Source organism: Nereida ignava (assembly GCF_047114695.1).
GTDB classification, from domain to species: Bacteria; Pseudomonadota; Alphaproteobacteria; order Rhodobacterales; family Rhodobacteraceae; genus Nereida; species Nereida ignava.
The window spans coordinates 2,442,867-2,467,256 of record NZ_CP112885.1 but is presented as its reverse complement, the minus strand read 5'-3'; the positions used below and the strand labels follow the sequence as shown (position 1 = coordinate 2,467,256).

The following is a 24,390-nucleotide window of genomic DNA, read 5'->3' as shown; positions in this document are numbered from 1 at the left end:
TTGTCTTGGCCCCCTAAAACTGTGCCACTATTTGTTGACTAAGGGAGTGACAGAGAATGGCACGGAAACGGTATTCACATGAGGATGCACTGAAGTTATTGCGCGAGATTGATGTTCATTTGCATGATGGGTTGGATGTTGTGGGCGCGTGTCGCAAGGCGGGTATTTCGGACAAGACCTATTACTATTGGCGCAAGAAGTTCGGTGGTCTAGGGCGACCGCAGCTCTCAGAAATGAAAGCACTGAAGAAGGAAAACGAGCGGCTGAAGAAAATCGTTGCGGACCTCCAACTGGACAAGCTGATCTTGAAAGAGAGCCTCGATTATTTAAAGCCGAAGGCCTGACGGTTGATGTGTTGCGTCAGGCCGTAATCCATACCCGCCAAAGACTTGATACGTCAGAACGGCGCACATGTGCGGTTCTCGGCGTCTCGCGTTCTAGCTTGCATTACAAAACGAAGGTTCAAGGTGATGACGCATTGCGCTTGGCCATGATCCGCCTTGCCAAGCAGTATGGTCGGTACGGATATCGAAAGATCGCTGAGTTGCTGCGGATCGAAGGTTGGCACGTCAATCACAAGAAAGTTGAGCGTTTATGGCGCGAAGAAGGGCTGAAGCTGCCAGAGCGGCATAAGAAACGAAGGCGGCTGTATCACAAAGACAGTTCGGTCATCCGTTTGCGCCCAATGCATCCCAATCATGTTTGGGCAATTGATTTTGTTCACGACAAGCTGAGTAACGGGCGCAGCTACAAGATGCTGACCGTCTTAGATGAGTTTACCCGCCAAGCTCTTTGCGTTGAGGTGCAAGACAAGATGAACTCAGATGATGTTTTGCGTGTCATACATCGTTTGCTGATGAAATACGGAAAGCCTGAATGCATTCGATCTGACAATGGCGGGGAGTTCGTAGCTGAACACCTTCAAAAATGGCTCAGAAAGGTTGGCGTCAAACCAATCCAAATCTACCCAGGCAGTCCTTGGGAAAACGGTTACAATGAACGGTTCAACGGTATTCTTCGCCAAGAAGTCCTAAACGCTGAATGGTTCCACAGCATCAAACAGGCTCAGGTCGCAATCAATATTTGGCTCAAAGAATACAATCACATCAGGCCCCATCATGCACTCGGAATGCGACCTCCCATGCCAGAAACCTTATTAGAGAAATCCAAAATTAGTGGCACTGAAATTGGGGGCTAGACACCCGTGCCTGAGTTGGGATGTTGCTCTCTTAGGTACCTTCTAAAGGCGATAGCCTCCTCCACGGTGATACTAGTGACCTCACGCTGAAAACCTTTAGACGTCCTGCCACCCTCAATAAATGATGCAAACTGTGCCAATACACGTTTGGTGTTTGTTGTATGGGACTGAATAGTACGAGGGTTTCCACCAATCTTATTCTCAGCGTAAGCCTCTAGGTACGAGTTCATTGCATCCATCAAGGTCGGATTAACCGTTGTTGCGACATCCCCCGCAACAATCCCATCCGTAACACCCTCAACTGTCTTCTTGCTTTGAGCTTTATAAGGCGTCTGATAATCGGGCTGACCCCACTTACCGCTTCGGTAATCTTTTTGACGCTGCTCTTCGTCTATCAGTTCATCAGCAGCCAAATCGTAGTAGAGGTCTTTACGTTCAAGATAGACACGTTCCGCTTCCTTAAACTCAGCATACTCTTTCTCCGTATGCCCTGCCTTCAAGACAGGTGCCTGATCGGGATGAATACCCCAAGTGCGAACTCTATGGTCTGCAATATTACGAATGTCTTGTGGAGCTAGATCACTGGCGCCTTCCAGCAGCTTTGTCAGCTTCATCTTTGTGGCATTAAAATCTGCCAGTATTATCGAACATCTCTTGAGGGCAGTCGCCTCATCTTTGGTCTCTAGCGCAACTTTTACCTCACGCTTACCCCAGAGTGTTCGTAGGTTTTCGGGTACCTGTTTGCGAAACGAATAGAAGCCAGTCGAAGACCGCTTCATGCCGTTCTTTTGCTTAATCTGCCGCATCGCTTGTACCAACTTAGTACCATCCGTTAGTATCAAATGCAGGTAAAGAGCCTAATAAGTCAATGTTTTAAAGGTTTCTAGTGATTGAATGGTGCCCCCACACGGGTGTTGGCTCTGCCAGTAGGCACCAAGGCTAAGCATTAACCTCATAAAACAAGGCTACTGTCTCATTCTGGTTCCTGCAACAGGGCCATATTGGTCTACGGTTTGGTCTACGGCTGAGACCTAGGGCGGCTGAACCTGAACGTTGTACATAAGCGTTGCTATAGCCTCCGCCGCCAGAGACTCTCGGTGAGTCATACAGGGCGACACTGGCTTGTATCCTAGTGGGCTGGCAGGTGAAGCTAATGGGCCTGTACGGGCCTCACAGAGTCTCTGAGGGGCATTCAGAGGTAGGGGGCGAGTGCCACCCCACCCCTAGGGGTTATCATATATAGGCCTGACCCAAGATTGGGGTTTGAGTACCGTCAACCGGAAGCATCAGGCTGTTTAGGTCAGACTTGACGGTTTCATCTGTGCGGTAGGGTGCAGACTGTATGTATGCCTTTGCCATTTCGTAGGGTGCTCGTGCATGAAGCCTGCTGTTGTTACCCTGCATCCCCGAATACTGTTGCAGTAGCATCAGAGGGCTATGCATGGGCCACAGGGGGTGTGCGGGGTAAGTATATATGGCCTCTGCCAGTGAGGAACCTGTGATGTTGTAAACCACTATTAGTTCAGTTTCGGGTTAGATGACCGTTATGATGATCCTTAAAGGGACAAAGTGCTATAAGACTATATAGGAACCTGTCCCTTTAACGGTACTGCTACCCCGAAACTTCAGGCTCTGGCCCGTAGAGATATTCCAGCTTTAACTCTGTGATAGCACCTACTCCCCAGCCTGTGGTTAGATGCGCCAGTACTTCTGCTTCAGTCCACGGGGTGTAGAGGCTGGCGGTGGGACTTCCTGAGTAATCCTTCGGGAGGTAGAGGTGACGGTGGGTGGTCTTGCGTTCATTACCAGCTTTGAAGGTGGCTATCTGGGTGGCTGTTCTGACTAGAGTAGGCAGTTGAGTTAATAGCTGCTTAGGATCAGAGGCTTTGGAACGTTGAAACAATTTCTTAGCTGCCCCCTTGGATAGCCCCAAGTTGTCCCACATCTTCTCCAAACCTAATGGTGTCAGAGGTAGGTCACCTGTTCTGATCAGTTCCATTTCCAGCCTGTCAGGCATCAAGTCGTTAAACTCAATCAGATGATCTACTGGCATCTCGACAGGCAGGTTCGATAGCAAGAATACTCGCTTCTGATAATCTGCCCAGACCAACCTCAATCGGGCTATAGCTTGTACAGTCTCAGCCTCCCTGATTTGCTTTTGAACTGCTTCAATGCGGGGATCACTAAATGATGGAACTGTCATAGCTGCTGGAGCATGAGGGCTACGTGCAGACAACCAATAATCAACCTGATCTAAAGGTAGGTTCTCTTTATCATCATAGCTTGTTGGATTGCCGGACCTACCAAACACGGCCCTCGCTTGTTGTTCTATTTCATCGATTGGTGGCTGGTTGCGGCCCGTAATAAATACAACTGATCTGTCCTCGTAAGCATTAGAACCACGCAGGGACATAAAGTGCGCTACAGCTACACCCGTATCAAGCCTAGGGTGATCTCGCAGGAACTCACATAAATCTTTGTTGCCTACGACTAGAGGGCTTTCGCCTGCCTTCACCCATGCGATTAGGATTGTGATCAAACTGGCTAAGTCATTGTGGCGAGGATCATAGGTTGGTTCTGACAGGTTCTCTTGTTCTGGCCCGATCTTGCTGTTCCAGAAGTTTTTACTACCAGTGCGATCATGTACCTGACTGACCACAGCTAATTGGTGAACATCAATCCGATGATATTGCAGGGCTGGTAGATACGCTTCTGTGATTATGGAGTCAGCCGTAGCATCCAAGTAAAGCACTGGCGCAGACCGTGGCACTCGAATGGGCTTATGCTCACAGATCACAATCTCGTTCTTACGGTTGTTGTAAGCCAGTTGTCCAAATTGATCGTTGCCTTGATCCTGAATCTCCCGTGCTGCGATCTCAAGCAGTTTGGTCAGGGCTTTATACTGTTTAGCTGATCTGACATTGCGGCTTTGCGTAGTCTCAGCACTGAAGGGAGTAGCTGGATTTAGCCCTTCAACCGACACGGCGTTGAACCCGAAGTCTCCAATGTCTTTGTCCCGTAGGTAGGATAGATCACCTTGATGTTTGGTCAGGCACTCCACCAGATCAAAGCCTAGCTGAGCATTTCCATCAAAACGAATATGCTGAGTTATGTCACCCACTGGAATGGACGGCATATTACTGACCGCAGACGACATAAACGCTTCATCTATTATTACCAGATTGGGGTCTATCTGCCTTTCAAACTCATTCCTGCTCAGAAACAAGGACGCATGAGTGTAAATACGGATCGTGTTCTCAGTGCCCAGATCATCACCTGATTGCCTGAACTGATCCAAATAGCTGCAAGTACCAAAAAAACTGCATTGCTCTCCTGAGGTGCGACTAAGACAGGCATTGCTGTAGATGCTGTGGCCCTTTGCCTCTAGATCCCTGACATACTCGGCCCGCTGGCACATGATAGGGTATGGATGTGCTTGTGTATCTTCATCCCATTTACCGCCTGTACGGGGATAAACGTGAATGACCCTGGCATTGATGCCTTCTAAGCTTTCTTCCCATTCGTCAGCTAGATCATGTCGGGGGACGTAGACTTCTACGGACTGTTGGAATTTGTCAGTCAGGTAGTCCTTCAAGTGTGCTATTGTTTGTTTGGTTTTACCTGTTCCCATAGTCAGGCGAACAGCAGCCCTTGGGCAAGCGCCCCCAGCCAAGTCCTCGAAGAAGCCGCTTAGAATGGTGTTAAGTTTAGACTGTGCCTCAATTGCTCCAACAAGCTTTGGGCGTTCCACCTTGCCCGCACCTGCAACAAGTATCGTTCTGTCTGAACGAGATACAAAGTCATAAGTGCCGCTATCAAGTTCCTGCAGTCTTGCTCTGGCCTTTGAGGCAGCATCAGCAATCGTCCAAGGGCCACGGGCAGAAACCACGCTTACATCTGCTTCTTCACAGAAACGGTTCCAGAGGGCAGTGGTCACCTCTTCTTCGCTTGGAGTGTGTTCTGCGGTGACCAACTCCTGCATGACCTGGTTAGATAGCAAGAACATAAGTTGTTCCCTACCATCGATGGCAAGATTAGTAACCGGATCACGTTCTATACCTGCTGGATCAAGCAGTCCTGATTTGCCACTTGCCCTTTGCTTTGAGGACTTTGAAGCTACAGTACTCCTGAAGGCTAAATCAGATGGCACTGTTACGGTTGATACTCCCGTGCCAGCTTTAAACAAGCCAGATCGATTGGGGTATGGGTCAACAGCACCATCACTAAATTGAGGGTTAGCAGTTAGATGGATTTGGATCGGGTTGAACATCCGCATATCCACTGGACAGCCAGACAGCCAAGTCTTCAGCTCATTGTCAGAACACGTGCGTTCCAACCAGAACCACAGATGCACATTAACCCCGTCCTCGATGCCCATGCTGGATGACAAATGATACCAGCAGTCGGCGGATTGGAACTCAGCGGGAAGCTGCTGGATTGCATATGACAGCATTGCCTGTTGGTCAGACAGATCACCATCCCAAGCAAGGCTATCAATGTCGATCATACACCACTGGCGAGGAGTTGCTGTGAAGGCTTCCTTGTTGCGAGGCACTGGGCTGTTTTTACCGTCCACCAGTGAACCTCTGATGACTGTATGCTTGGGATCATTCTCAAGTCTTTGCAATAATGCAGACAGGCTTTGTAGATCTGACACGGGTTCTTCAGCCACGTTAAACAGTTTGCCAGTGGAAAAGGGCTGTTGAATTACATCTGTGCCACTGAAGCTTTTAACCAGGGCATGACCAGAGACAGACGTCAGGAGTGTCATTACTTCGGTCATTTGCATCCCTTTCCAAACTTTGTCAGAGAACCTAAACATGGAAACTGAGAAGTACCAATAAGTGATGATCTCAGATTGAGATTAACAAGAGGCTGGGATACTAGTGGCGGAACTAACAATTGACCAAGCTCTACAGCAGGGTGTCGAGGCTCATAAAGCAGGGCAGGTTCAAGAGGCGGATCGTCTTTATACAGCTATACTCAAAGCTCAGCCCAAACATCCTGATGCTAACCATAACATGGGCGTACTGGCCGTAGGTGTTGGTAAGGTTCAGGAAGCACTTCCGTTCTTCAAGACGGCGCTCGAGGCTAATCCCAGCATTGGCCAGTTTTGGCTCAGCTATATCGATGCTTTGATTAAGCTAGGCAAGTTAGCAGATGCCAAGGCTGTGTTGGATCAAGCCAAGAGTAAGGGCGCTAAAGGTGATGGCTTTGATAAGCTGGAGCAAAGGCTAAAGGAGGCTGAACAAGAACCCCTAGAAGCCAATCAGATAGCTTCTGAACCACAACCTAAGCAGCCGAACATCCTGGACAGCCTAAAACTGGATCAAGCGATCAGTCTTGCAAAGAAGAAAGCAAAAGACGGCTCTCCTGAAGAAGCTAAGCGTATCTATCAGGATATTCTGACTAAGTTCCCTAAAAACAAGAGATCCATTAATGGGCTGAAGGCTCTAGCGGGTAGACCTGTTGGCAAAGCGTCCAAAGCTCAAGATCCGCCACAGGATCAATTGCAATCAGTGATTAACCTCTACAGCCAAGGGCAACTTCAGCAGGCTCTGAAGCAGGCTGAAACCTTGGTGAAGCAATTCCCACAGTCAGCCATCTTGTTCAACATTCAAGGGGCCGCATTCAAAGGCCTGGGACAACTTGGATTATCTGTTGAGGCTTACAGCAAAGCTCTAGCCATTAAGCCTGATATTGCTGAAGCCTACTACAACATGGGCAATGCTCTCAAAGAGCAAGGTAAGCTGGAAGAGGCGATAGAGGCTTACAGCAAAGCTCTAGCCATTAAGCCTGATATTGCTGAAGCCTACTACAACATGGGCAATGCTCTCCGAGAGCAAGGTAAGCTGGAAGAGGCCATAGAGGCTTACAACAAGTCCCTAGCCATCAAGCCTGATTACGTCGAAGCTCACATAAACTTAGGATCAGCATTCAAAGAGCAAGGTAAGCTGGAAGAGGCCATAGAGGCTTACAACAAGTCCCTAGCCATCAAGCCTGATTATGCTGAAGCCTACAACAACATGGGCAATGCTCTCAAAGAGCAAGGTAAGCTGGAAGAGGCCATAGAGGCTTACAACAAGTCCCTAGCCATCAAGCCTGATATTGCTGAAGCCTACAACAACATGGGCAATGCTCTCAAAGAGCAAGGTAAGCTGGAAGAGGCCATAGAGGCTTACAACAAGTCCCTAGCCATCAAGCCTGATTATGCTGAAGCCTACAACAACATGGGCAATGCTCTCCAAGAGCAAGGTAAGCTGGAAGAGGCCATAGAGGCTTACAACAAAGCTCTAGCCATCAAGCCTGATTATGCTCCTGCTAGAGCGCAATGCCTGCATCAACTTGCTCATATCTGTGATTGGTCTGCGATAGAACCAGATCTGTGCTATCTGCTCGAATTAGGTATTAAAGGTAAAGCTGCAACGCCTTTTTCAATGCTTTCATTGGAAGATGCTCCAGATCGCCACCGATTGCGATCAGAACTCTATGCACGAGAAAAACTCCTGCGAAAGCCGTTGCCAGCACCAGCCAAACCATCTCAGAAACCCGAGCGATTGCGCATCGGATATCTTAGCGCAGATTTCCATAATCATGCAACGATGTATTTGATGGCTCAGGTTTTTGCAGCGCATGATAAATCACATTTTGAAATATTTGCGTACTCTTATGGACCTGACAAGCAAGACGAGATGCGCAAAAAGTTAGTGAGTGCTGTCGATGTGTTTCACGATGTGCGTGGCATGAATGATATACAAATTGTGGAGCTCGCTAGAGCGGACAAGCTAGATATTGCAATCGACTTGAAAGGCTTTACGAAGAACGCAAGATTGGCACCGTTTGCTTACGGTTTGGCACCAGTCCAGATCAGCTATCTTGGTTATCCAGGAACATTAGGCGCTGATTTCATTGACTATATCGTCGCAGATCCCGTTGTCATTCCCGAAGATAAGCGGCACCATTTTTCCGAACAGATTATTTATCTGCCGCATACTTACCAACCAACTGACAATAAAAGGATTATCTCCGATAAATTGATCACTCGAGAAGATGTGGGGCTCCCGACTTATGGATTTGTATTCTGCTGCTTGAATAACAACTACAAGATATCTCCCCGGGAGTTTGATATTTGGATGCGATTGATGCAAAAGGTTGAGGGGAGCGTCTTATGGTTGCTCAAGTCAAATAAATGGGCAGAGCAGAATCTCAAGCGAGAAGCTGAAGATCGAGGCATCAGTGCAGAGCGGTTAATATTTGCTGAGAAAGTGCCGCAGGCTGAGCATCTTGCGAGACAGAAACTTGCAGATTTGTTTTTGGATACGTTTAACTACAACGCTCATACGACTGCGAGTGATGCACTTTGGGCAGGGCTGCCAGTTGTCACAAAACTGGGTGAGGGGTTTGCGGCACGTGTGGCTGGCAGCCTACTGGCAGCGATTGGGCTAACAGAACTCATCACTGAGAACGAAGAGGAATATGAGGCACTAGCATTGACGCTAGCGACGTATCCGAAGCGGCTTGGTCAGGTCAAATCAAAGCTTGACGGGAATCGTTTGACGCACCCACTTTTTGACAGCGAGATGTATACCAGACATCTCGAGGCGGGATATCAAATGGCGTATGATCGGTATTTTAACGAGCAGGAACAAAGCGATATTGTTGTGCCAAAGTAGGCATGCTGTGTTTTGAGTGAACTCTTCACAACACCTGTCGAGACTTAATTATTCTCACTGGTGCAGGTGAACTGTAATACATATCACAATATGGAGGCCAACTCGCTGCCGGCCTAACTGCTTCCACTTTAGAGGCAGTGTCAGTATTCCGAGGTCGTTATTTAGCAGAGCTTGCCAAAAGGGCTGAAGGCCAAGCGTTCGTAACCGATAAGATGCCACAAAACTTTCAATACATCGCCTTAATTTGTGCTGCATTCCCTGAAGCAAAGATTGTTCATGTGCAAAGAAGCGCAGAAGCTACATGTTGGTCAAACTTCAAGCAGTACTTTGCTTCAAAAGGCCTTGGCTATTCCTATAGCCTTAGAGATACAGTTGCATACTACGGGCGATACAAAGATCTCATGCACTTCTGGTCCCAAAGCTACAGCGAACGCATTTATAACCTCGACTACGATAAGCTGACAGAGGACCAAGAGCCAGAAACAAGGCGTTTGATTGAATATTTGGGACTTAACTGGGAAGAAACATGTCTGGCACCGCAGAATAACAAGAGGTCTGTGAAAACGGCTTCTCAACAGCAAGTTCGGAAGAAAGTTTACAAGGGCAGTTCACAAGCGTGGAGAAAGTATGAGCCGTTCTTAGACGGTGTCTTTGATGAGCTTGAAGCTTAGCTCGAACCACCGTTCAGATAGCCACCTTCAAAGCTGGTAATGAACGCAAGACCACCCACCGTCACCTCTACCTCCCGAAGGATTACTCAGGAAGTCCCACCGCCAGCCTCTACACCCCGTGGACTGAAGCAGAAGTACTGGCGCATCTAACCACAGGCTGGGGAGTAGGTGCTATCACAGAGTTAAAGCTGGAATATCTCTACGGGCCAGAGCCTGAAGTTTCGGGGTAGCAGTACCGTTAAAGGGACAGGTTCCTATATAGTCTTATAGCACTTTGTCCCTTTAAGGATCATCATAACGGTCATCTAACCCGAAACTGAACTAATAGTGGTTTACAACATCACAGGTTCCTCACTGGCAGAGGCCATATATACTTACCCCGCACACCCCCTGTGGCCCATGCATAGCCCTCTGATGCTACTGCAACAGTATTCGGGGATGCAGGGTAACAACAGCAGGCTTCATGCACGAGCACCCTACGAAATGGCAAAGGCATACATACAGTCTGCACCCTACCGCACAGATGAAACCGTCAAGTCTGACCTAAACAGCCTGATGCTTCCGGTTGACGGTACTCAAACCCCAATCTTGGGTCAGGCCTATATATGATAACCCCTAGGGGTGGGGTGGCACTCGCCCCCTACCTCTGAATGCCCCTCAGAGACTCTGTGAGGCCCGTACAGGCCCATTAGCTTCACCTGCCAGCCCACTAGGATACAAGCCAGTGTCGCCCTGTATGACTCACCGAGAGTCTCTGGCGGCGGAGGCTATAGCAACGCTTATGTACAACGTTCAGGTTCAGCCGCCCTAGGTCTCAGCCGTAGACCAAACCGTAGACCAATATGGCCCTGTTGCAGGAACCAGAATGAGACAGTAGCCTTGTTTTATGAGGTTAATGCTTAGCCTTGGTGCCTACTGGCGGAGCCAACAACCGTGTGGGGGCACCACTACCAACCATAAAGCATTGTAATACCTCACTAATTCGACTGATCGAGTGAGCCGTAGACCATGCTGGCAACCAAATCTAATAGCTATACGTTCCAAAAAAATGGAATCTGGTATTTCTCCCGTAGAGTTCCCGCTGATTTGCGGCGGCATTATCGTACAGGCAGGATTGCTTACTCTCTGAGGACTAAATCAGTCAGGGATGCTCGTATTAGGGCGATGAGTACAGTATGATGATTTAAATCGTGTAAAAGCGTCAGCCTTCGCCGTTAAATGCCCCCGAGGTAATACCCGATCGCTTCCTCTAGTTCCGCTTCTTCGTAGCCAAAATGAGAACGCACAACCTCTTCTAGCTTTCGATATACCTGCGAGGCACCAATGAAGTTAGCTTCGTTGGGATCTGTGGCCAACTCCTCTGCCGCTCGGCCGAGGCGAATGATCAATTCGTGCACTACCTCGTGTTCGGACAGCAGCTTGGCTACAATCTGCTGGAACATGCCTCCCCCTGCCGCTTCAAGTCGAGGAAACATGTCCGAACTTTCGATGTCGTGATGAAACTTCAGGACTTGGCATTCACGCCCACAAAGTGATCCAAACACTCGGAAGTTTTCCGCCATATCAAGTGAGAGCACAATCTTCTTCAGGTGCTCAGGTGGCGTATCTTTAGCTTCGATCCTTTCCAGTACCGCACCAATCTGAGCCATTTCCATCAGATAATGACGATGGATTGCCGCAAGCTGTCGACCTTTTCGGCGGTGCATATCTGTGGCAGCTGCAACCTTAGGTGCTGTCGGCCGTGAGGCCTCATCGATTGTCAGGTCATGTAGCGGCAGGATTGAAAGATCAGTCATACTGACTAAAAAAGCCCTTACTGCTTCTGAGTCAAGAATATCGACACAACACAATAGCCGCCTACGGAGCACTCAACTAAGCAGCAGCCACTTCTGCATAACTTCCGGACTGTAGCCTTCCCCATATGAAGCACCCACTCCTTGCGTTAGCCATCCACCAATCTGATCTATAATGTCGCTAGGGCACTCTACCGCTCGTAGCCTGTCTCGCATGGAGTGACGGAAGCTGTGCATCGTGTACCCTTCGCCAATCTTTCCTTTCAGCCACTTGTTAAGGGCCGCACTGGCTGAGTTCGCACTCGTTCGTTCACCATTGTTGTACTTAGGGAATGCAAACTGACTGCTGTTGGGGTGTTCAAGTATTCGTTCTGCGGCCCACTTAGCTGAGCCAACCAACGGGACTACCCGTTCACTGCTGGCTGTCTTCAAGGAACGCCAAGGATGAGGTTTGATACTCACGCAGAGGATACCATCCTTGTTTATGAAGTCTGACCTCAGCAGCCCAGCGCCCTCAGCAAGTCTGATGCCCGTGTCAGCTACTAGGGCTACTAGCCAGCGCATTTCATCGTCAGCCTTATAACACTCAGCCTGTACCTTCTTGATGTCCTCAGTCTTAACAGGCAGCCGCTTCTTTACCCCTTCTTTTTGGTTGAAGTAGACGTTTGAGAAAGGGTTGACGATGGCGAGCCCAAACTCACTCAGAGCCAAGTTTATAACGGCCCTGACTGTACCAAAGATCCTTGCCACAGAAGCCCCATTAAGCCCCTTAGCGAATAGATAATCTCGAAACTTGGTAGCATCGGATCGAAGGTAATCTTTCAGGGCCTTCATGCCGCAGCAGTCAATCAGGTAGCCGCAGGAACGCCTTACGGCAGCTTCAAAGGTCGGCGGGCGATCATGCCCCTTTAAGCGCAGATAAACAGCCACAGCGTCTTTGAGGGAATGCTCATCGGCAGCGGGCTCAGCGACGGGCTCCTCCACAGCATCAGTGAGCAAATGTTTACCAGGCAAATCATCTGAAGAGATACGTAGAATATGCCAATGTCTGTCTAACTTAGCCGCATCACTCATCGCCCTAATACGAGCATCCCTGACTGATTTAGTCCTCAGAGAGTAAGCAATCCTGCCTGTACGATAATGCCGCCGCAAATCAGCGGGAACTCTACGGGAGAAATACCAGATTCCATTTTTTTGGAACGTATAGCTATTAGATTTGGTTGCCAGCATGGTCTACGGCTCACTCGATCAGTCGAATTAGTGAGGTATTACAATGCTTTATGGTTGGTAGTGGTGCCCCCACACGGACTCGAACCGCGGACCTACTGATTACAAATCAGTTGCTCTACCAGCTGAGCTATAGGGGCACTGCGGAAGCGTTTAGCCAAAAGATTCTGCCATGACAAGGGGCCAATCGTGCCATTTTTACGTCCCAATCAAACTTTATTCATTTTCATTGAAAAACTGCCCGAAAACCAAGGGGCAAAAGCACCTAAGCGCCAGAAGATAAGGAATAAATCATGCAAATCGCACTACACATAGGGGCGCACTGCACCGATGAGGATAGGTTGCTGAAATGCTTGTTGATGAACAAAGAGATTCTGTCCGATGTGGGAACCGCTGTTCCGGGGCCCGGGCGCTATCGACGGCTTCTTCGGGAAACGATTCAGACTCTAAACGGCGCGGCCCCTGCACCTGATGCGCGCGAAGTGCTGCTCGATGCGATTGTCGAGGAAGATGACGTTGACCGGACCATTCTCAGCCATGAAAGTTTTATCTGTGTTCCCGCACGTATTTTCGATGGCGGTCAGCTGTACTCACAGCTCGAATTCAAACTCTCCGGTCTGCGCAGCCTATTTCCCCAAGATCAGATCGAAATATTCTTGGGCATTCGCAACCCCGCTACTTTGATCGCGGATATGTTGGGCAAGCTAGAGCCCGAACAGCGCGGCAGCCTTTTGGGCGGAATTGATCCCGGGTCCATTCGCTGGTCTGACATGATTGCACGTGTCCAAGCGGTACTACCCAATGCAAAAATAACCGTTTGGAGCAATGAGGAAAGCCCGCTTCTTTGGGGTGAAATCATGCGCAAAATGGGGGGGCTTGAACCCCACGACCCGCTGGTCGAGACGGATTATATGCTGTCCAAAATTATGCTACGCGAAGGCACGCGGCGTTTCCGCGCATTTATTGCCGACAACCCAGCCAAAAGCGAAGCCCACCTACGCCGTAATATGGTCGCATTTTTAGACAAATACGCCCGTGCCGACCTGATAGATATTGAGCAACCCATCGAGCTTGCCCATTGGAACGAAGCTTACGTCCAGCACCTGACGGATGCATATGAGGCCGATATCACCGTGATTGAGCAGATGCAGGGTATTGATTTCATTGCGCCTTAGCCATCAGACGCTAAGCAGATACAAAAAAGCCCCGCGTTGGACCTGCGGGGCTTTTTCGTACTTCACGTAAAGACAGCGCTTACATACCCAGCGCTTCTTTATACATTTCAAGCACTGCTTCTTCCTCGGCAACATCATCGGCCTCACGCTTGCGCAGCGCGATGATCTTGCGGAGCACTTTGGTGTCATAGCCACGGCCTTTTGCCTCGGCCATCACTTCTTTTTGTTGCTCTGCGATGTCTTTTTTCTCTGCATCCAAACGCTCGATCCGCTCCACAAAAGCGCGCAATTCGTCAGCCGTGACGCGGTAGCTATCGGGTTTGGTATCCATTTCCACAACATTTGAGTTAAAGTCACTCATCGCGCGTCTCCTGATTTTTACTTCCTGAATTATCCCGCCCACACCTAGCCGCGCTTGCGTGGGCGCGCAATCTGCTTTAGCGCATCTGCCATGGAACAAAGCTCTACAGTTTTCGAAATGGTGATCTTTGCTGGCGCAGTATTAACTGCGTTGGGGATCATTGGCATTGTCATGTTTATCGTCAAAGTTCGCGCAGCTCAAAAAGAGCAACTGGAAGACGAGGCTTTGAAAGCTAGGCTCGGCGCGCTTATGCCGCTGAACTTGGGGTCTTTTCTGGTCTCTGCAATTGGCCTCATGATGGTTGTGATGGGCGTCATCCTCGGCTGAGCACCCACCACTTCGCATCACTCAGGCAGGTGATGGAGGAGTTTTTTCGCCGCGATCAAAAGCCTCCCAGCCTTCACCACCGAATACATCAACACCAAGCTGGCTCAGCACGTGTGGAAAATCGACCATCACGTAGTTGTCGACGATCTTACCATCGACCACTTTCCAGAAATCCATATAACGGATCTCGATACGTTTGCCTGTAGGCTCAACACCCATAAATTTGCCAGAATGCGTGGCCTCCTGACGACCAAAGGCCGATGCCCATTCCCCCATGTAAAGCCGCGCTTCATCAATGCAGACCTTATCCGAGAACGCCGCTTGAAAAGGCTTTTGCCAGTTGTCCTGAAACGCGCGCAGGCCTTCTTTGGTGCCACAGCCGGTATTGCCCATCCAACGGAAACCTTCGGAGAAAAACTCACCGATATCCACGATGCGGTGATCGTTTAATCCATCGACCATGCCTTCGATTACCGCGCGGGTACTTTCGGTTTTGGACATATCTGTATCTTTGGTGAGCACAGCTTGCTCGGGACGGCTGCCTTTCATGTCAGGCTCCTTTTGGTTGGGTATGGACATGGCGCAAAATGTAACGCAATGCTTCCCAGATAGCTGATTTTACACATAAAACAACCGGAGACCGTAGATGACTTATGCCACCATGAAAGCTCGCACAACCGCGCTTTTGAATGCGTTAGTCGCAGGTGCGCCGGTTGAAAGTGCCTATCACGACAACGCCGTATGGCGCGGCGTTCACCCGTTTAACGAACGCAAGGGTCACGCACAGATCGCGGATGTGTGGAACACTTTGCGCACCGCCATACCGGACATGGAGCGCCGCACCCAAATGGTGCTTGGCGGGCCTAACCTGCCAGATACGCGGGTCACAACTAACCGGGCCGCCGATTTGGTTGCCTGCAGTGGTGTTCTGCAGGGCACCATGCGCGGCGATCTGTTGGGCATTCCCGCTACCCATGGAACAGTCAACATCAGGTTTTGCGAAGCCCATGAGCTACGTGATGATAAGATCGTTCAATCATGGGTGATGTTCGATCTGCTGGATCTGATGCGCCAAGCTCAATGCTGGCCGCTTCCACAATCACTCGGCGCTGAGGCGCAATGGCAGCCGCCTGCAACTGGGGATGGCGTGCGTTTGACCACCTCAACAACCGACAGTAGCGCCATGGATACAGTTCTCAAAATGCACGGCGCTCTGGGAAATTTTGACGGCAAATCACTCGATAGCATGAACCACGGCCACTACTGGACCGATACGTTTATGTGGTACGGACCTGCTGGTATTGGCAGCACCCGCGGGCTTGAAGGCTTTCGCGCCCACCACCAAATTCCGTTCCTGCGTGCCTACAATGACCGTCAAGGTGCCGGACACTACATTCGGATCAGTGACGGCCCTTACGCCGTGACCGGAGGATGGCCATCGGTACGCGGCACGCATACCGGCGAATGGCTTGGCATGGCCCCAACGGGCCGCATGATTGAAATGCGTGTGATGGATTTCTACCGCCTTGAAGGCAACAAGATTGCCGAAAACTGGGTCCCGATGGATGTCATTCACATCGCGCTTCAGATGGGCGTAGATCTGTTTGCGCGGGTCCGTCACATGACAGGGCAACCTGATTTAACGCTATAACCGCCCCCAATCACAGCCTCACTCACCCCTCCCTTCATTTCGCGTAGACCTCTGCGCGTTTCCAACTTAAGAATTACTCATGGATTTACGCGTTCTCACCCCCGACTTTGCCGTGGCACCCCAGATTGAGCCACAGGACTTTTATGCAGTTGCCGAGGCAGGCTACAAAACAGTTATCTGTAACCGGCCAGACGCAGAAAACCCCGCCTCCCTACATGTTGATGAAATGCAAAAAGCGGCAGACGCAGCAGGACTGACGCTACTGTTGAACCAATTTGCAAGCCCGATGCTTTCTATGGACCACGTGACCAAACAAGCTGAACTGCTGCAATCGGCTGAAGGCCCTGTCTTTGCCTATTGCGCAAGTGGGACGCGCTCAACCATGGTTTGGTGCCTCGCCATGGCAGGTCAGCTGCCGACGGATGACATTATCGAGGCTGCCGCGCGCGGTGGCTATCAAATGGAAGGCCTGCGCCCGCAAATTGAAGCGCTCGCCAAGGCTTGATAACTGCTTTGGCAAACGGCTAATCCTGATCTGGTTGGCCCCGCAAGTAACACAAATACCCATAGCAAATCTGCCATTGCGTTCATTCTGGTAGCGGTGGGAAATCGGGGATGGGCGGGAAGTCTGGCATCTCGCCATCACCAAGCGGCGACAGGTCTGTCATGTCCAGCGGCGGCAAGCTTTCTGCATCAAAAGCATCTGGTGATCCTGCCATCTCAGCAGTTGGCATAGGTGCGGCGTCATCTGTTGGCTCAAGAAGATCATCAGACAGAGGTGCGCCATTCTCGGGTAAAGACAGCCCAACATCAGGCAAATCTTCAACAGTAGTGAACCCTTCAAGTGCACCCGGAAAGCCGGGGCCTGGTGTCTCTGCAGGTGTATCATAACTGCTCGGTAGCTCAGGCATTCCGCTGATCGCCGTTTGCTCGGACGACAAGCCAGCAAGCCCCGCCGCACCGTTCCCCAAACCGCCATGTAGTGGCTCCATCTGCTCGGTCGTGGTGTCATGGCCAAGACGCACAGCCTTTGACCCATTAATCATGCCCAACATCCCGAGTGCAACAACGCGGCCCTCTGCCTCAAGGCGCATCTGTCTTGGTGCGTTGCGCGGAATGTTAACACAATCACCAACCTTTAAATCCCGCAACGCGCTGTAAGGCATGGTGACACGGTGCAAAACGGCCCTAAGCGAAACCCGCCCATCGCCCAAAATATCACGCGGGCTGCGCGCATCATCCAGCGCGATGATCGGCGCCTCAACAGGCGGCTCGACCACCACCGGAAATGCAAAAATGATATCACCAGATTTCGCGCCCAGGTTAAAATCGACCGTCATGCGGATGACATGGAAATCACCACTTTCAAGTGCCAACGGAACAAGCCGTTTTTCAGCAAAGACTGCACCAATATCAAAAGACGATGCGCCGCCGAATACCTTAGGTTGCTCGGCAAGAGCGTTCAGAATTTCTTGGGTAAACGGTTGCGCCAATCGCGCATCCGTACGTGTAGCTGCCCGCTCAGGCGCTGCGGTCGGCGACACTTTCCCCGTAAGTTGCACTTCAACAAGTGCAGCGATTGCGCCCACGGAAATGCACATCAACCCGCGCTGCCCACCAGCCCCCTCAAGAAGGCGCATCATCAAGCCGTCTTCAAGCGTCTCCAACAAGCTTTCAAGGGAAACCACATCAAAATGCATGTTCGATGTAGCCACATCAACATCATGACAGCCCTGCCCCGCGCGAGACACCAAAAGGCGCAGGGCGCGTTCTTGCAGCCCTGTGGTATCGACCTTGTTCAGGTTCGGTTTAATTTTGCGCCGCAATGCAGGCTGCGGTGACGGCGTGCTCATGCCATTTAGTCCTCACTGCGACCGTTTCAGCAGCTTAGACCACAGGGCAGTTACCAAATCGTTGACACGGCTGTTTGATTGTGAAGTATGACGCCTTACTGCCCCTAAGGCAGCGATTTTGCTAAAGTGACCCGAAACGCGGCCCCGTCTTGGCCTGGAAGATACTCAATTGTCCCGCCAAGTTTGCCGACGATTTCGCGACAAATCGCAAGCCCGAGCCCTGCACCACCTGCACGTGCATGATCTGTCAATCGTGAGAATTTTTCAAAGATAACAGCTTGTTGCGCAACACCGATCCCGCTTCCGTTGTCGATGAAATCAACTTGAACAGACGACCCCAAATCTGCGATCTTGATGCGTAATTCCGGCTTGGGTGCATCGCAGTATTTTTGCGCGTTCGTGATAAGGTTGATGAAAACCTGCGCCAGACGATCAGGGTCAGTGGCCAGCATGATCGCCTCATTCGTGCGGTTGCGTTTGATGTGCATCTGAGAGCCAGAATTCACACAAGCGTCGATGGCGCGGTTGATCAGCTGTTCAAGGCGCGCGTTCTCGATATTAAGGCTAACCTGACCATTTTCCAACACGGCCAAATCCAGCAAATCATCCAAAAGCCGCGTCAGGCGGCGCGCCTCATCGTGGATAATGTCTGCGTAACGGGTCCGTTCTGCGCCGTTCACATCCCCCTCGCGCAAGATCTCAGAAAACGCGCGAATGGAGGTCATGGGCGTACGTAATTCATGGCTGATCTGGCTCAAAAACGCGTCTTTTTGCACAGACAACGCAGTCAGCTTTTCGTTCGCATTGCGCAATTGACGGGCGGTGCGTTCCAACTCGGCCGATTTTACCTCAAGCTGGTTGGAGTACTCCAACATTTGAGCCGTCTCATCGGCCACGGCCATGAGCTCTTCGACAGAAACTGAGGAGCCGCCCGTAATCTGCCCCATCATCGCGTGAGCAGTTGCCGCACCGACCGAGCCTGCCAAACGGCGCTCAAGCACAGTGATGAAGTCTGGCGTGATATCGGGCAAATATCCTTCTTTACCCTGCTTTCGCGCCACTTGCGTAAAGAGCCGTTGCGCATCACGCCCCCCAATGATGCGCTGCGCCATCACAAGCAGATCTTCCGCCTCAATCGCGGCACCACGCCAACCACCGGTTTCTTCCGCAAGGTCAAACACATTCACAAAAGTCGTGGCCTGCAAGCGCTCAACAGGATTGGGAAAACTACAGATCGAGGCGATAATGAAAGCGGACGCGTTCAACAACATTGTCCAGAAAACGGAATGCACAATCGGATCAAGGCGCGTCACCCCAAAGAGCGAATATGGGCGCAGCCACTCAATTCCGAAAAGCCCATCACGCACGATGCTAGAATACACGTTCGTATCCGCAAACAATGTAGGCAGCAGCAGCGTATACATCCAAATGCTGAACCCCACGATCAAGCCAAGGGCCGCGCCGGTGCGCGTGCCGCCGCGCCAAAACAGCCCACCGATCAACGCAGGCAGCACCTGTGCAACCCCTACGAACGAGATGAGGCCAATGGACGACAGCGCCACAGTGCCGCCAGAAACTGCGTAGTAGATGTAGCCCAGCAAAAGCACCGCCACGATCGACAGCCTGCGCGACACCAAAACCACCGCCCGCACATCGCCCGATACCGTGGCCCCAATGTTTTGCGCACGCAGATATAGCGGCATGACCATGTTGTTCGACACCATCGTGGCAAGCGCCAGAGCGGCCACAATCACCATAGACGTAGCCGATGAGAACCCACCCAAGAAAGCCAAAAGCGCCAGCCCATCTGCCCCTTGGGTCAGCGGAATGGTCAACACAAATAAGTCAGGATTGGACCCTTCGGGCAGCAACTCCAACCCGACAACTGCGATAGGCACCACGAAAAGGCTCATCGCTGCGAGGTAGAGAGGGAAAGCCCAACTTGCGATGCTCAGATTATTCTCATCTTCGTTCTCAACCACAAGCACCTGAAACATACGCGGCAAACAAATGAACGCTGCCGCTGACAAAAACGTCAGGCCAATCCATCGGGGGTTATCCACATTAAATTGAGCAATTTCAGATGCATCGATCCGGTTCTTAATGTCAGCAGCCCCGTCTGCCACGCCCCAGACAACGAATATTCCCACAGCGATCAGCGCAAACAGCTTTACAACCGCCTCTACAGCAATGGCCGTGACCACCCCGTGATGGCGCTCGTTTACGTCCAAGTTGCGCGTTCCGAATAAAATCGCAAAAAGCGCAAGCCCAATAGCCACCCAAATCCCTGTTGTTTTGGCCACATCAAGCGGGCCAAGGGGCGCGTTGCTGGCGAATGCAGCAAACGAAAGGGACACGGATTGAAGTTGCAGCGCGATGTAGGGCGTGGTTCCAATCACCGCGAGCACGGTCACAATTGCACCCACCAAGTTGGACTTCCCGTAACGCGATGACAGCAAGTCAGCGATGGACGTGATCCGTTGGGCCTTGCCTATCTGGACCAGCTTGCGCAACAGCCACCACCAGCCAACCAACACTAGGGTCGGCCCAAGGTAGATGGTCAAGAACTCAAGACCTGAGCGCGCCGCAAATCCGACAGCGCCGTAGAATGTCCAAGCGGTACAATAGACAGAGAGCGACAGCGTATAAACCCAAGGGGACCGTGCCCAACCGCTGTGCCCGCGTGCGGCCCGATCTTCAGCGACGAAAGCCACAATGAACAAAAGGACCACATAGCCGAGCGATGCAAGGATCAGCAGGTTAAAGCTCATCCCAAAGGGTCCTCGGCGCTTGGTTTTTCGGCCTCGCGGGGCGTATTTGGCGTTCTGTTGAATAGCGCCACAAGAAGGACCGACATCCCAATTAGGGCAAACCAGCTAAAGAAAATGAAAAGCCCCAAGCTTGAGGTTTGCGCAGGTTGCTCGGGCGTGCCCAACAGCAACGGCATGAAAAACAGAACAACACCCGCTATTGGCAGCAACTTAATGGCATCCCCGATACGTCGGCGACGATAGGTGTCGCGCTGCAAAAAGACCGTTTTGGGCAAGCCAGCCATGGGTTACTGCGCAATCAACGTGTTAAGTGCGTCACGAACATCGCGGTTTGCAAAGGGCTTTGTCATAAACCGGTTCGCCCCTGCCTCAATCGCCATATCGCGGTCTTTTTGTTGTCCGCGCGCGGTCAACATCAAAACAGGCACTGTGTTTTGACCCGCGCGCAATTCTCGCAGAATATCAAAACCCGATTTGTTAGGAAGCATGACATCAAGCACTACCACATGGGGCGCGATATCCGTAATTGCACCAAGCGCTGTCGCACCGTCCGAGTGAGTTAAAACGCGCCAATCATCGCGCTCCAGCACAAACCGCAACGCCTCCATAATATTTGGCTCGTCCTCCACCAACAGGACGGTCTTCGTCTCACTCATTCATGTTTCCTCCCCGGAACCGCTGCCAACGCATCTTGATTTGTGCATTTGTCCAGCTTGATCAGTTGTACCTATCCACGCGCTGTTGTCAAAAGGCACTTATGGTATCGGCCAATACAGACGGCTCGCGGCGGACTGCGCATTCCGAGACCGAACAAATACGACAACTGGGACCAACTTTTTCCGCCTCCGAGGGCGGCGCAGTCGTGTCTGCGGCAATCAACATGGTCGCTTCATAGATGGCAGGTCGGTCAAAATCACCCATAACAACGGGCGTGGAAACCGCAAAAGCGCGCATCGCAGGCCGCGATGCCCCTACCTGCTGAACCACTGCGCGCAGGGGCTGCATTGGCAGGTTCAACGCACGAAACATGGGCCAAAGCGCACAAGGCGCCCCGACACGCGGCACGTCAAAGCCTGCCACAGGCTTGCGGTAAATCAATGTGCCAGATGCATCACAAATCACCAACCCCATCGGAAAAGGCGCTTTGTCTTCAGGGATATGGGCCAAACGACGCAACACGACCTCAAGAGGCATTTGCAACCGCGCCGCCAAGCGCACAGGGTTCAGCTGCCTCTGCCCTGAGTCACCGCCAAGGTCAGCATCAAGCGCCTTGAGCAAAGTAGACATAGGCAGAAGGCCCGCGTCTTGCTGATAGCGTTGCAACACCACGCGCAAAAGGCCAGCCGCTTGTGGGCTGCGCAAGTTTGCTTCATCAATCAGGGACGTCACAACACCTTGCGGAGCGGCACCGCCCTCAAGCGCCTCAAAGCTAAAGCCACGATTTTCAAGAACGCGGTCAACTTCCTCCTGAGGCGAGCCAAGAGTTGCAGAAGCATCCGCCGCCCCATCAAGATAGTTGGCCAAAGACTGCGCGCTTTCCGCAAGGCGGCGGCTGTCGTTGAAAATGTTGCGTTCAAATCTTTTACGCCACTCGGGGTCAAGCTCATCTTCTTTTGCCAAGATCGAGCTGGACGAACGGATCGACGTCACGGTGGTGATCACGTCATGCAGCGAAGTCGACAAAAACGGATCATGGGCCAACCGGTCCGAAAGCGTATCAACGATGTGATTAAGCGCGCGGATTTTCTGGTGCTGCTGTGCAATCAGGTCCGCCCATGTAGGAAACCGGCCCGCAATTTCTTCAAGCTGTTCAGTATCAAGAGACACGCCCAACTGCGCCGCCTCTGCCGACGCCGCAGCACCTTGAAGCGCGGCCACTTTACTGGCCTCCGCCCCGTCGGTCAGGGCCGTAACCTCAACAGACAAGGCACGCGCAAGTTCCGTCAGCAATTTACCCGCGATTCTGCGCCTGTTGTGCTCGATCAAGTTAAGGTACGAGGCGCTGATCCCGATAGACTTGGCCAAATCACCTTGCCTCAGCCCCAAACTCATCCGCCGTTCACGGATGCGGCTCCCTGTCAGCGATCTCATATTCATAATTAATATCCAGACATTCCAACGGCTTTCTGCAGGTGCGAGAAAATCAATTTACAGTATACACAAGCATATTGTGATTTTATTTACAAATAAATCGTTTTGTTACGCACATTTGTTGTATTCTTAACAAAGCCGCCTAAGCTGGCCGCAGCACATAAGTGCATGGTGTTGCCGGTCGGGGAGGAAACGAGCGGCAATTACCAACAAAACTAAGGGAGGACTTAAATGTCTAATTCTAACCTGACACGCCGTGGCGTGATCAAGACCGGCGCAGTTGCCGGCGCAGGTCTGGCTCTGCCAACATACCTGAACGCTGCTGGCCACTCTGGTTTCACTAACGCGCCAACAGGCAGCACAGTGACACTTGGCTTCAACGTACCACAAACCGGCCCATATGCGGACGAAGGTGCTGACGAGCTGCGCGCATTTGAACTTGCTGTTGAACACCTGAACGGTGGCGGCGACGGCGGTTTGCTGAACACATTCAGCTCAAAAGTGCTCGAAGGTAACGGCATTTTGGGCAAAAAAGTCGAATATGTCACAGGTGACACACAGACCAAGCCCGATGCGGCACGTGCGTCTGCACGCTCCATGATCGAAAAAGACGGCGCTGTGATGATTTCCGGCGGCTCTTCTTCAGGTGTTGCGGTTGCTGTTCAAGCGCTTTGCCAAGAAGCTGGTATCGTGTTCATGGCGGGTCTGACCCACTCAAACGACACCACTGGTAAAGACAAGAAAGCCAATGGTTTCCGTCACTTCTTCAACTCATACATGTCCGGTGCGGCGCTTGCGCCAGTGCTTGCCAACAACTACGGCACTGACCGTAAGGCATACCACCTGACTGCGGACTACAACTGGGGTTACACCACAGAAGAAGCTGTCCGCACATCAACCGAAGCGATGGGTTGGGAAACTGTTGCAGCTGTGAAAACACCGCTGGCACAGACTGACTTCTCCTCATACGTTGCTCCGGTTCTTAACTCTGGCGCCGACGTTCTGGTTCTGAACCACTACGGCGGAAACATGGTTAACTCCCTGACATCTGCTGTTCAGTTCGGCCTGCGCGCTGCACAAGCAAACGGTAAGAACTTCGAAATCGTTGTGCCGCTCTACTCACGCCTGATGGCGAAGGGTGCTGGTAAAAACGTTGCCGGCATCTTCGGTTCAACAAACTGGCACTGGTCACTGACCGACGAAGGCTCAAAAGCATTCGTTAAGTCATTCGGCACAAAATACGGCTTCCCACCCAGCCAGGCTGCGCACACATGCTACGTGCAAACCCTGCTGTATGCGGATGCGGTTGCTCGCGCTGGCTCATTCAACCCATGTGCGGTTGACGAAGCACTTGCAGACTTTGAGTTCGACGGCATGGGCAACGGCAAGACGCTGTACCGCGCTGAAGACCACCAGTGCTTCAAAGACGTGCTTGTTGTGAAGGGTAAAGAGAACCCAGAGAACGAGTTCGACTTGCTGGAAATCGTAGAAGTGACACCTGTAGGTCAAGTGACTTACGACGCGTCAATCTTCGGCGGCGAGCTGGGTTCATGTAACCCAGGCGCATAAGCCTTAGACCTTCGTCCTGTCCGCCACGCA

21 protein-coding genes and 1 tRNA gene are annotated in these 24,390 nt (G+C 51.5%); 10 read left to right on the top strand and 12 right to left on the bottom strand.

What is annotated here, in order from left to right; genetic code table 11:
- Positions 1-56 precede the first annotated feature (56 nt).
- Both OLX08_RS12120 and OLX08_RS12115 read left to right on the top strand, forming a co-directional pair.
- Positions 57-344, top strand: coding sequence for a transposase (locus tag OLX08_RS12120; RefSeq protein WP_048599378.1), 288 nt, complete (start codon positions 57-59; stop codon positions 342-344).
- 8 nt (positions 345-352) lie between these two features.
- On the top strand, positions 353-1,198 hold the full coding sequence (locus OLX08_RS12115; protein WP_391481656.1) for an IS3 family transposase: 846 nt from the start codon (positions 353-355) through the stop codon (positions 1,196-1,198).
- Here OLX08_RS12115 and OLX08_RS12110 read toward each other — a convergent pair.
- Together OLX08_RS12110 and OLX08_RS12105 are read right to left on the bottom strand one after the other, a co-directional pair.
- Positions 1,195-2,004, bottom strand: coding sequence for a DUF6538 domain-containing protein (locus OLX08_RS12110; RefSeq protein WP_391481654.1), 810 nt, complete (start codon positions 2,002-2,004; stop codon positions 1,195-1,197). The genes OLX08_RS12115 and OLX08_RS12110 overlap by 4 nt on opposite strands.
- An 806-nt stretch (positions 2,005-2,810) precedes the next feature.
- Complete coding sequence (locus tag OLX08_RS12105; protein WP_391481653.1) at positions 2,811-5,981, bottom strand: hypothetical protein; 3,171 nt, start codon at positions 5,979-5,981, stop codon at positions 2,811-2,813.
- Between the two features lie 103 nt (positions 5,982-6,084).
- Between OLX08_RS12105 and OLX08_RS12100 the strand changes: the two genes are divergently transcribed.
- From OLX08_RS12100 to OLX08_RS12090, 3 genes are all read left to right on the top strand, one after another.
- Entirely contained in the window at positions 6,085-8,871 is a 2,787-nt protein-coding gene (locus OLX08_RS12100; protein ID WP_391481651.1) for a tetratricopeptide repeat protein, read from the top strand.
- Positions 8,872-9,008: 137 nt separating this feature from the next.
- A complete protein-coding gene (locus OLX08_RS12095; protein WP_391481649.1) occupies positions 9,009-9,542 on the top strand; it encodes a sulfotransferase family protein in 534 nt (177 codons plus the stop codon).
- 1,008 nt (positions 9,543-10,550) lie between these two features.
- Entirely contained in the window at positions 10,551-10,721 is a 171-nt protein-coding gene (locus OLX08_RS12090; RefSeq protein WP_391481647.1) for a DUF6538 domain-containing protein, read from the top strand.
- Positions 10,722-10,756: 35 nt separating this feature from the next.
- On the opposite strand, the gene OLX08_RS12085 is transcribed toward OLX08_RS12090, so the two are convergent.
- The 3 genes from OLX08_RS12085 to OLX08_RS12075 all read right to left on the bottom strand — a co-directional run bounded on the left by OLX08_RS12085 (position 10,757) and on the right by OLX08_RS12075 (position 12,702).
- Entirely contained in the window at positions 10,757-11,338 is a 582-nt protein-coding gene (locus OLX08_RS12085) for a hemerythrin domain-containing protein (RefSeq protein WP_391481646.1), read from the bottom strand.
- Between the two features lie 72 nt (positions 11,339-11,410).
- Positions 11,411-12,565, bottom strand: a complete 1,155-nt coding sequence (locus tag OLX08_RS12080; RefSeq protein WP_391481644.1) for a DUF6538 domain-containing protein — start codon at positions 12,563-12,565, stop codon at positions 11,411-11,413.
- Positions 12,566-12,626: 61 nt separating this feature from the next.
- Positions 12,627-12,702: transfer RNA gene (locus OLX08_RS12075), tRNA-Thr, on the bottom strand.
- Between the two features lie 153 nt (positions 12,703-12,855).
- Here OLX08_RS12075 and OLX08_RS12070 point away from each other — a divergent pair.
- Entirely contained in the window at positions 12,856-13,737 is an 882-nt protein-coding gene (locus OLX08_RS12070) for a hypothetical protein (RefSeq protein ID WP_391481642.1), read from the top strand.
- Between the two features lie 79 nt (positions 13,738-13,816).
- Here the strand turns inward: OLX08_RS12070 and OLX08_RS12065 are convergent, their stop codons facing one another.
- Positions 13,817-14,098, bottom strand: a complete 282-nt coding sequence (locus OLX08_RS12065) for a DUF2312 domain-containing protein (RefSeq protein WP_074842187.1) — start codon at positions 14,096-14,098, stop codon at positions 13,817-13,819.
- A gap of 90 nt (positions 14,099-14,188) precedes the next feature.
- Here OLX08_RS12065 and OLX08_RS12060 point away from each other — a divergent pair, with 90 nt between their 5' ends.
- Positions 14,189-14,425 carry a hypothetical protein gene (locus OLX08_RS12060; RefSeq protein WP_341247488.1) on the top strand — a complete coding sequence of 79 codons (237 nt, stop codon included), beginning with the start codon at positions 14,189-14,191 and terminating at the stop codon, positions 14,423-14,425.
- Between the two features lie 21 nt (positions 14,426-14,446).
- Here the strand turns inward: OLX08_RS12060 and OLX08_RS12055 are convergent, their stop codons facing one another.
- Complete coding sequence (locus OLX08_RS12055; RefSeq protein ID WP_334067989.1) at positions 14,447-14,974, bottom strand: ester cyclase; 528 nt, start codon at positions 14,972-14,974, stop codon at positions 14,447-14,449.
- Between the two features lie 97 nt (positions 14,975-15,071).
- On the opposite strand from OLX08_RS12055, the gene OLX08_RS12050 reads away from it, so the two are divergent.
- Positions 15,072-16,076, top strand: a complete 1,005-nt coding sequence (locus OLX08_RS12050) for an ester cyclase (protein ID WP_391481640.1) — start codon at positions 15,072-15,074, stop codon at positions 16,074-16,076.
- 79 nt (positions 16,077-16,155) lie between these two features.
- Positions 16,156-16,581: a TIGR01244 family sulfur transferase gene (locus OLX08_RS12045; protein WP_391481639.1), complete on the top strand. Its 426-nt coding sequence runs from the start codon at positions 16,156-16,158 to the stop codon at positions 16,579-16,581.
- Positions 16,582-16,663: 82 nt separating this feature from the next.
- On the opposite strand, the gene OLX08_RS12040 is transcribed toward OLX08_RS12045, so the two are convergent.
- The 5 genes from OLX08_RS12040 to OLX08_RS12020 all read right to left on the bottom strand — a co-directional run bounded on the left by OLX08_RS12040 (position 16,664) and on the right by OLX08_RS12020 (position 22,797).
- Positions 16,664-17,929: a FliM/FliN family flagellar motor switch protein gene (locus OLX08_RS12040; protein WP_391481638.1), complete on the bottom strand. Its 1,266-nt coding sequence runs from the start codon at positions 17,927-17,929 to the stop codon at positions 16,664-16,666.
- A gap of 104 nt (positions 17,930-18,033) precedes the next feature.
- Complete coding sequence (locus OLX08_RS12035; RefSeq protein WP_391481637.1) at positions 18,034-20,700, bottom strand: ATP-binding protein; 2,667 nt, start codon at positions 20,698-20,700, stop codon at positions 18,034-18,036.
- Positions 20,697-20,984 carry a hypothetical protein gene (locus OLX08_RS12030; RefSeq protein WP_341247493.1) on the bottom strand — a complete coding sequence of 96 codons (288 nt, stop codon included), beginning with the start codon at positions 20,982-20,984 and terminating at the stop codon, positions 20,697-20,699. The genes OLX08_RS12035 and OLX08_RS12030 overlap by 4 nt, the downstream gene beginning before the upstream one ends.
- A 3-nt stretch (positions 20,985-20,987) precedes the next feature.
- A complete protein-coding gene (locus OLX08_RS12025; protein WP_391481634.1) occupies positions 20,988-21,356 on the bottom strand; it encodes a response regulator transcription factor in 369 nt (122 codons plus the stop codon).
- Positions 21,357-21,444: 88 nt separating this feature from the next.
- Positions 21,445-22,797, bottom strand: coding sequence for a helix-turn-helix domain-containing protein (locus OLX08_RS12020; RefSeq protein ID WP_391481633.1), 1,353 nt, complete (start codon positions 22,795-22,797; stop codon positions 21,445-21,447).
- 225 nt (positions 22,798-23,022) lie between these two features.
- Here OLX08_RS12020 and OLX08_RS12015 point away from each other — a divergent pair, with 225 nt between their 5' ends.
- Positions 23,023-24,360, top strand: coding sequence for a substrate-binding protein (locus OLX08_RS12015; protein ID WP_391481631.1), 1,338 nt, complete (start codon positions 23,023-23,025; stop codon positions 24,358-24,360).
- Positions 24,361-24,390: the final 30 nt, after the last annotated feature.

Coding starts and splice junctions, on each gene's coding strand:
- OLX08_RS12025 (WP_391481634.1), bottom strand. CDS start 21,356: ATGAGTGAGACGAAGACCGTCCTGTTGGTGGAGGACGAGCCAAATATT.
- OLX08_RS12050 (WP_391481640.1), top strand. CDS start 15,072: ATGACTTATGCCACCATGAAAGCTCGCACAACCGCGCTTTTGAATGCG.
- OLX08_RS12030 (WP_341247493.1), bottom strand. CDS start 20,984: ATGGCTGGCTTGCCCAAAACGGTCTTTTTGCAGCGCGACACCTATCGT.
- OLX08_RS12040 (WP_391481638.1), bottom strand. CDS start 17,929: ATGAGCACGCCGTCACCGCAGCCTGCATTGCGGCGCAAAATTAAACCG.
- OLX08_RS12090 (WP_391481647.1), top strand. CDS start 10,551: ATGCTGGCAACCAAATCTAATAGCTATACGTTCCAAAAAAATGGAATC.
- OLX08_RS12085 (WP_391481646.1), bottom strand. CDS start 11,338: ATGACTGATCTTTCAATCCTGCCGCTACATGACCTGACAATCGATGAG.
- OLX08_RS12020 (WP_391481633.1), bottom strand. CDS start 22,797: ATGAATATGAGATCGCTGACAGGGAGCCGCATCCGTGAACGGCGGATG.
- OLX08_RS12070 (WP_391481642.1), top strand. CDS start 12,856: ATGCAAATCGCACTACACATAGGGGCGCACTGCACCGATGAGGATAGG.
- OLX08_RS12105 (WP_391481653.1), bottom strand. CDS start 5,981: ATGACCGAAGTAATGACACTCCTGACGTCTGTCTCTGGTCATGCCCTG.
- OLX08_RS12060 (WP_341247488.1), top strand. CDS start 14,189: ATGGAACAAAGCTCTACAGTTTTCGAAATGGTGATCTTTGCTGGCGCA.
- OLX08_RS12035 (WP_391481637.1), bottom strand. CDS start 20,700: ATGAGCTTTAACCTGCTGATCCTTGCATCGCTCGGCTATGTGGTCCTT.
- OLX08_RS12065 (WP_074842187.1), bottom strand. CDS start 14,098: ATGAGTGACTTTAACTCAAATGTTGTGGAAATGGATACCAAACCCGAT.
- OLX08_RS12080 (WP_391481644.1), bottom strand. CDS start 12,565: ATGCTGGCAACCAAATCTAATAGCTATACGTTCCAAAAAAATGGAATC.
- OLX08_RS12015 (WP_391481631.1), top strand. CDS start 23,023: ATGTCTAATTCTAACCTGACACGCCGTGGCGTGATCAAGACCGGCGCA.
- OLX08_RS12055 (WP_334067989.1), bottom strand. CDS start 14,974: ATGAAAGGCAGCCGTCCCGAGCAAGCTGTGCTCACCAAAGATACAGAT.
- OLX08_RS12045 (WP_391481639.1), top strand. CDS start 16,156: ATGGATTTACGCGTTCTCACCCCCGACTTTGCCGTGGCACCCCAGATT.
- OLX08_RS12120 (WP_048599378.1), top strand. CDS start 57: ATGGCACGGAAACGGTATTCACATGAGGATGCACTGAAGTTATTGCGC.
- OLX08_RS12110 (WP_391481654.1), bottom strand. CDS start 2,004: ATGCGGCAGATTAAGCAAAAGAACGGCATGAAGCGGTCTTCGACTGGC.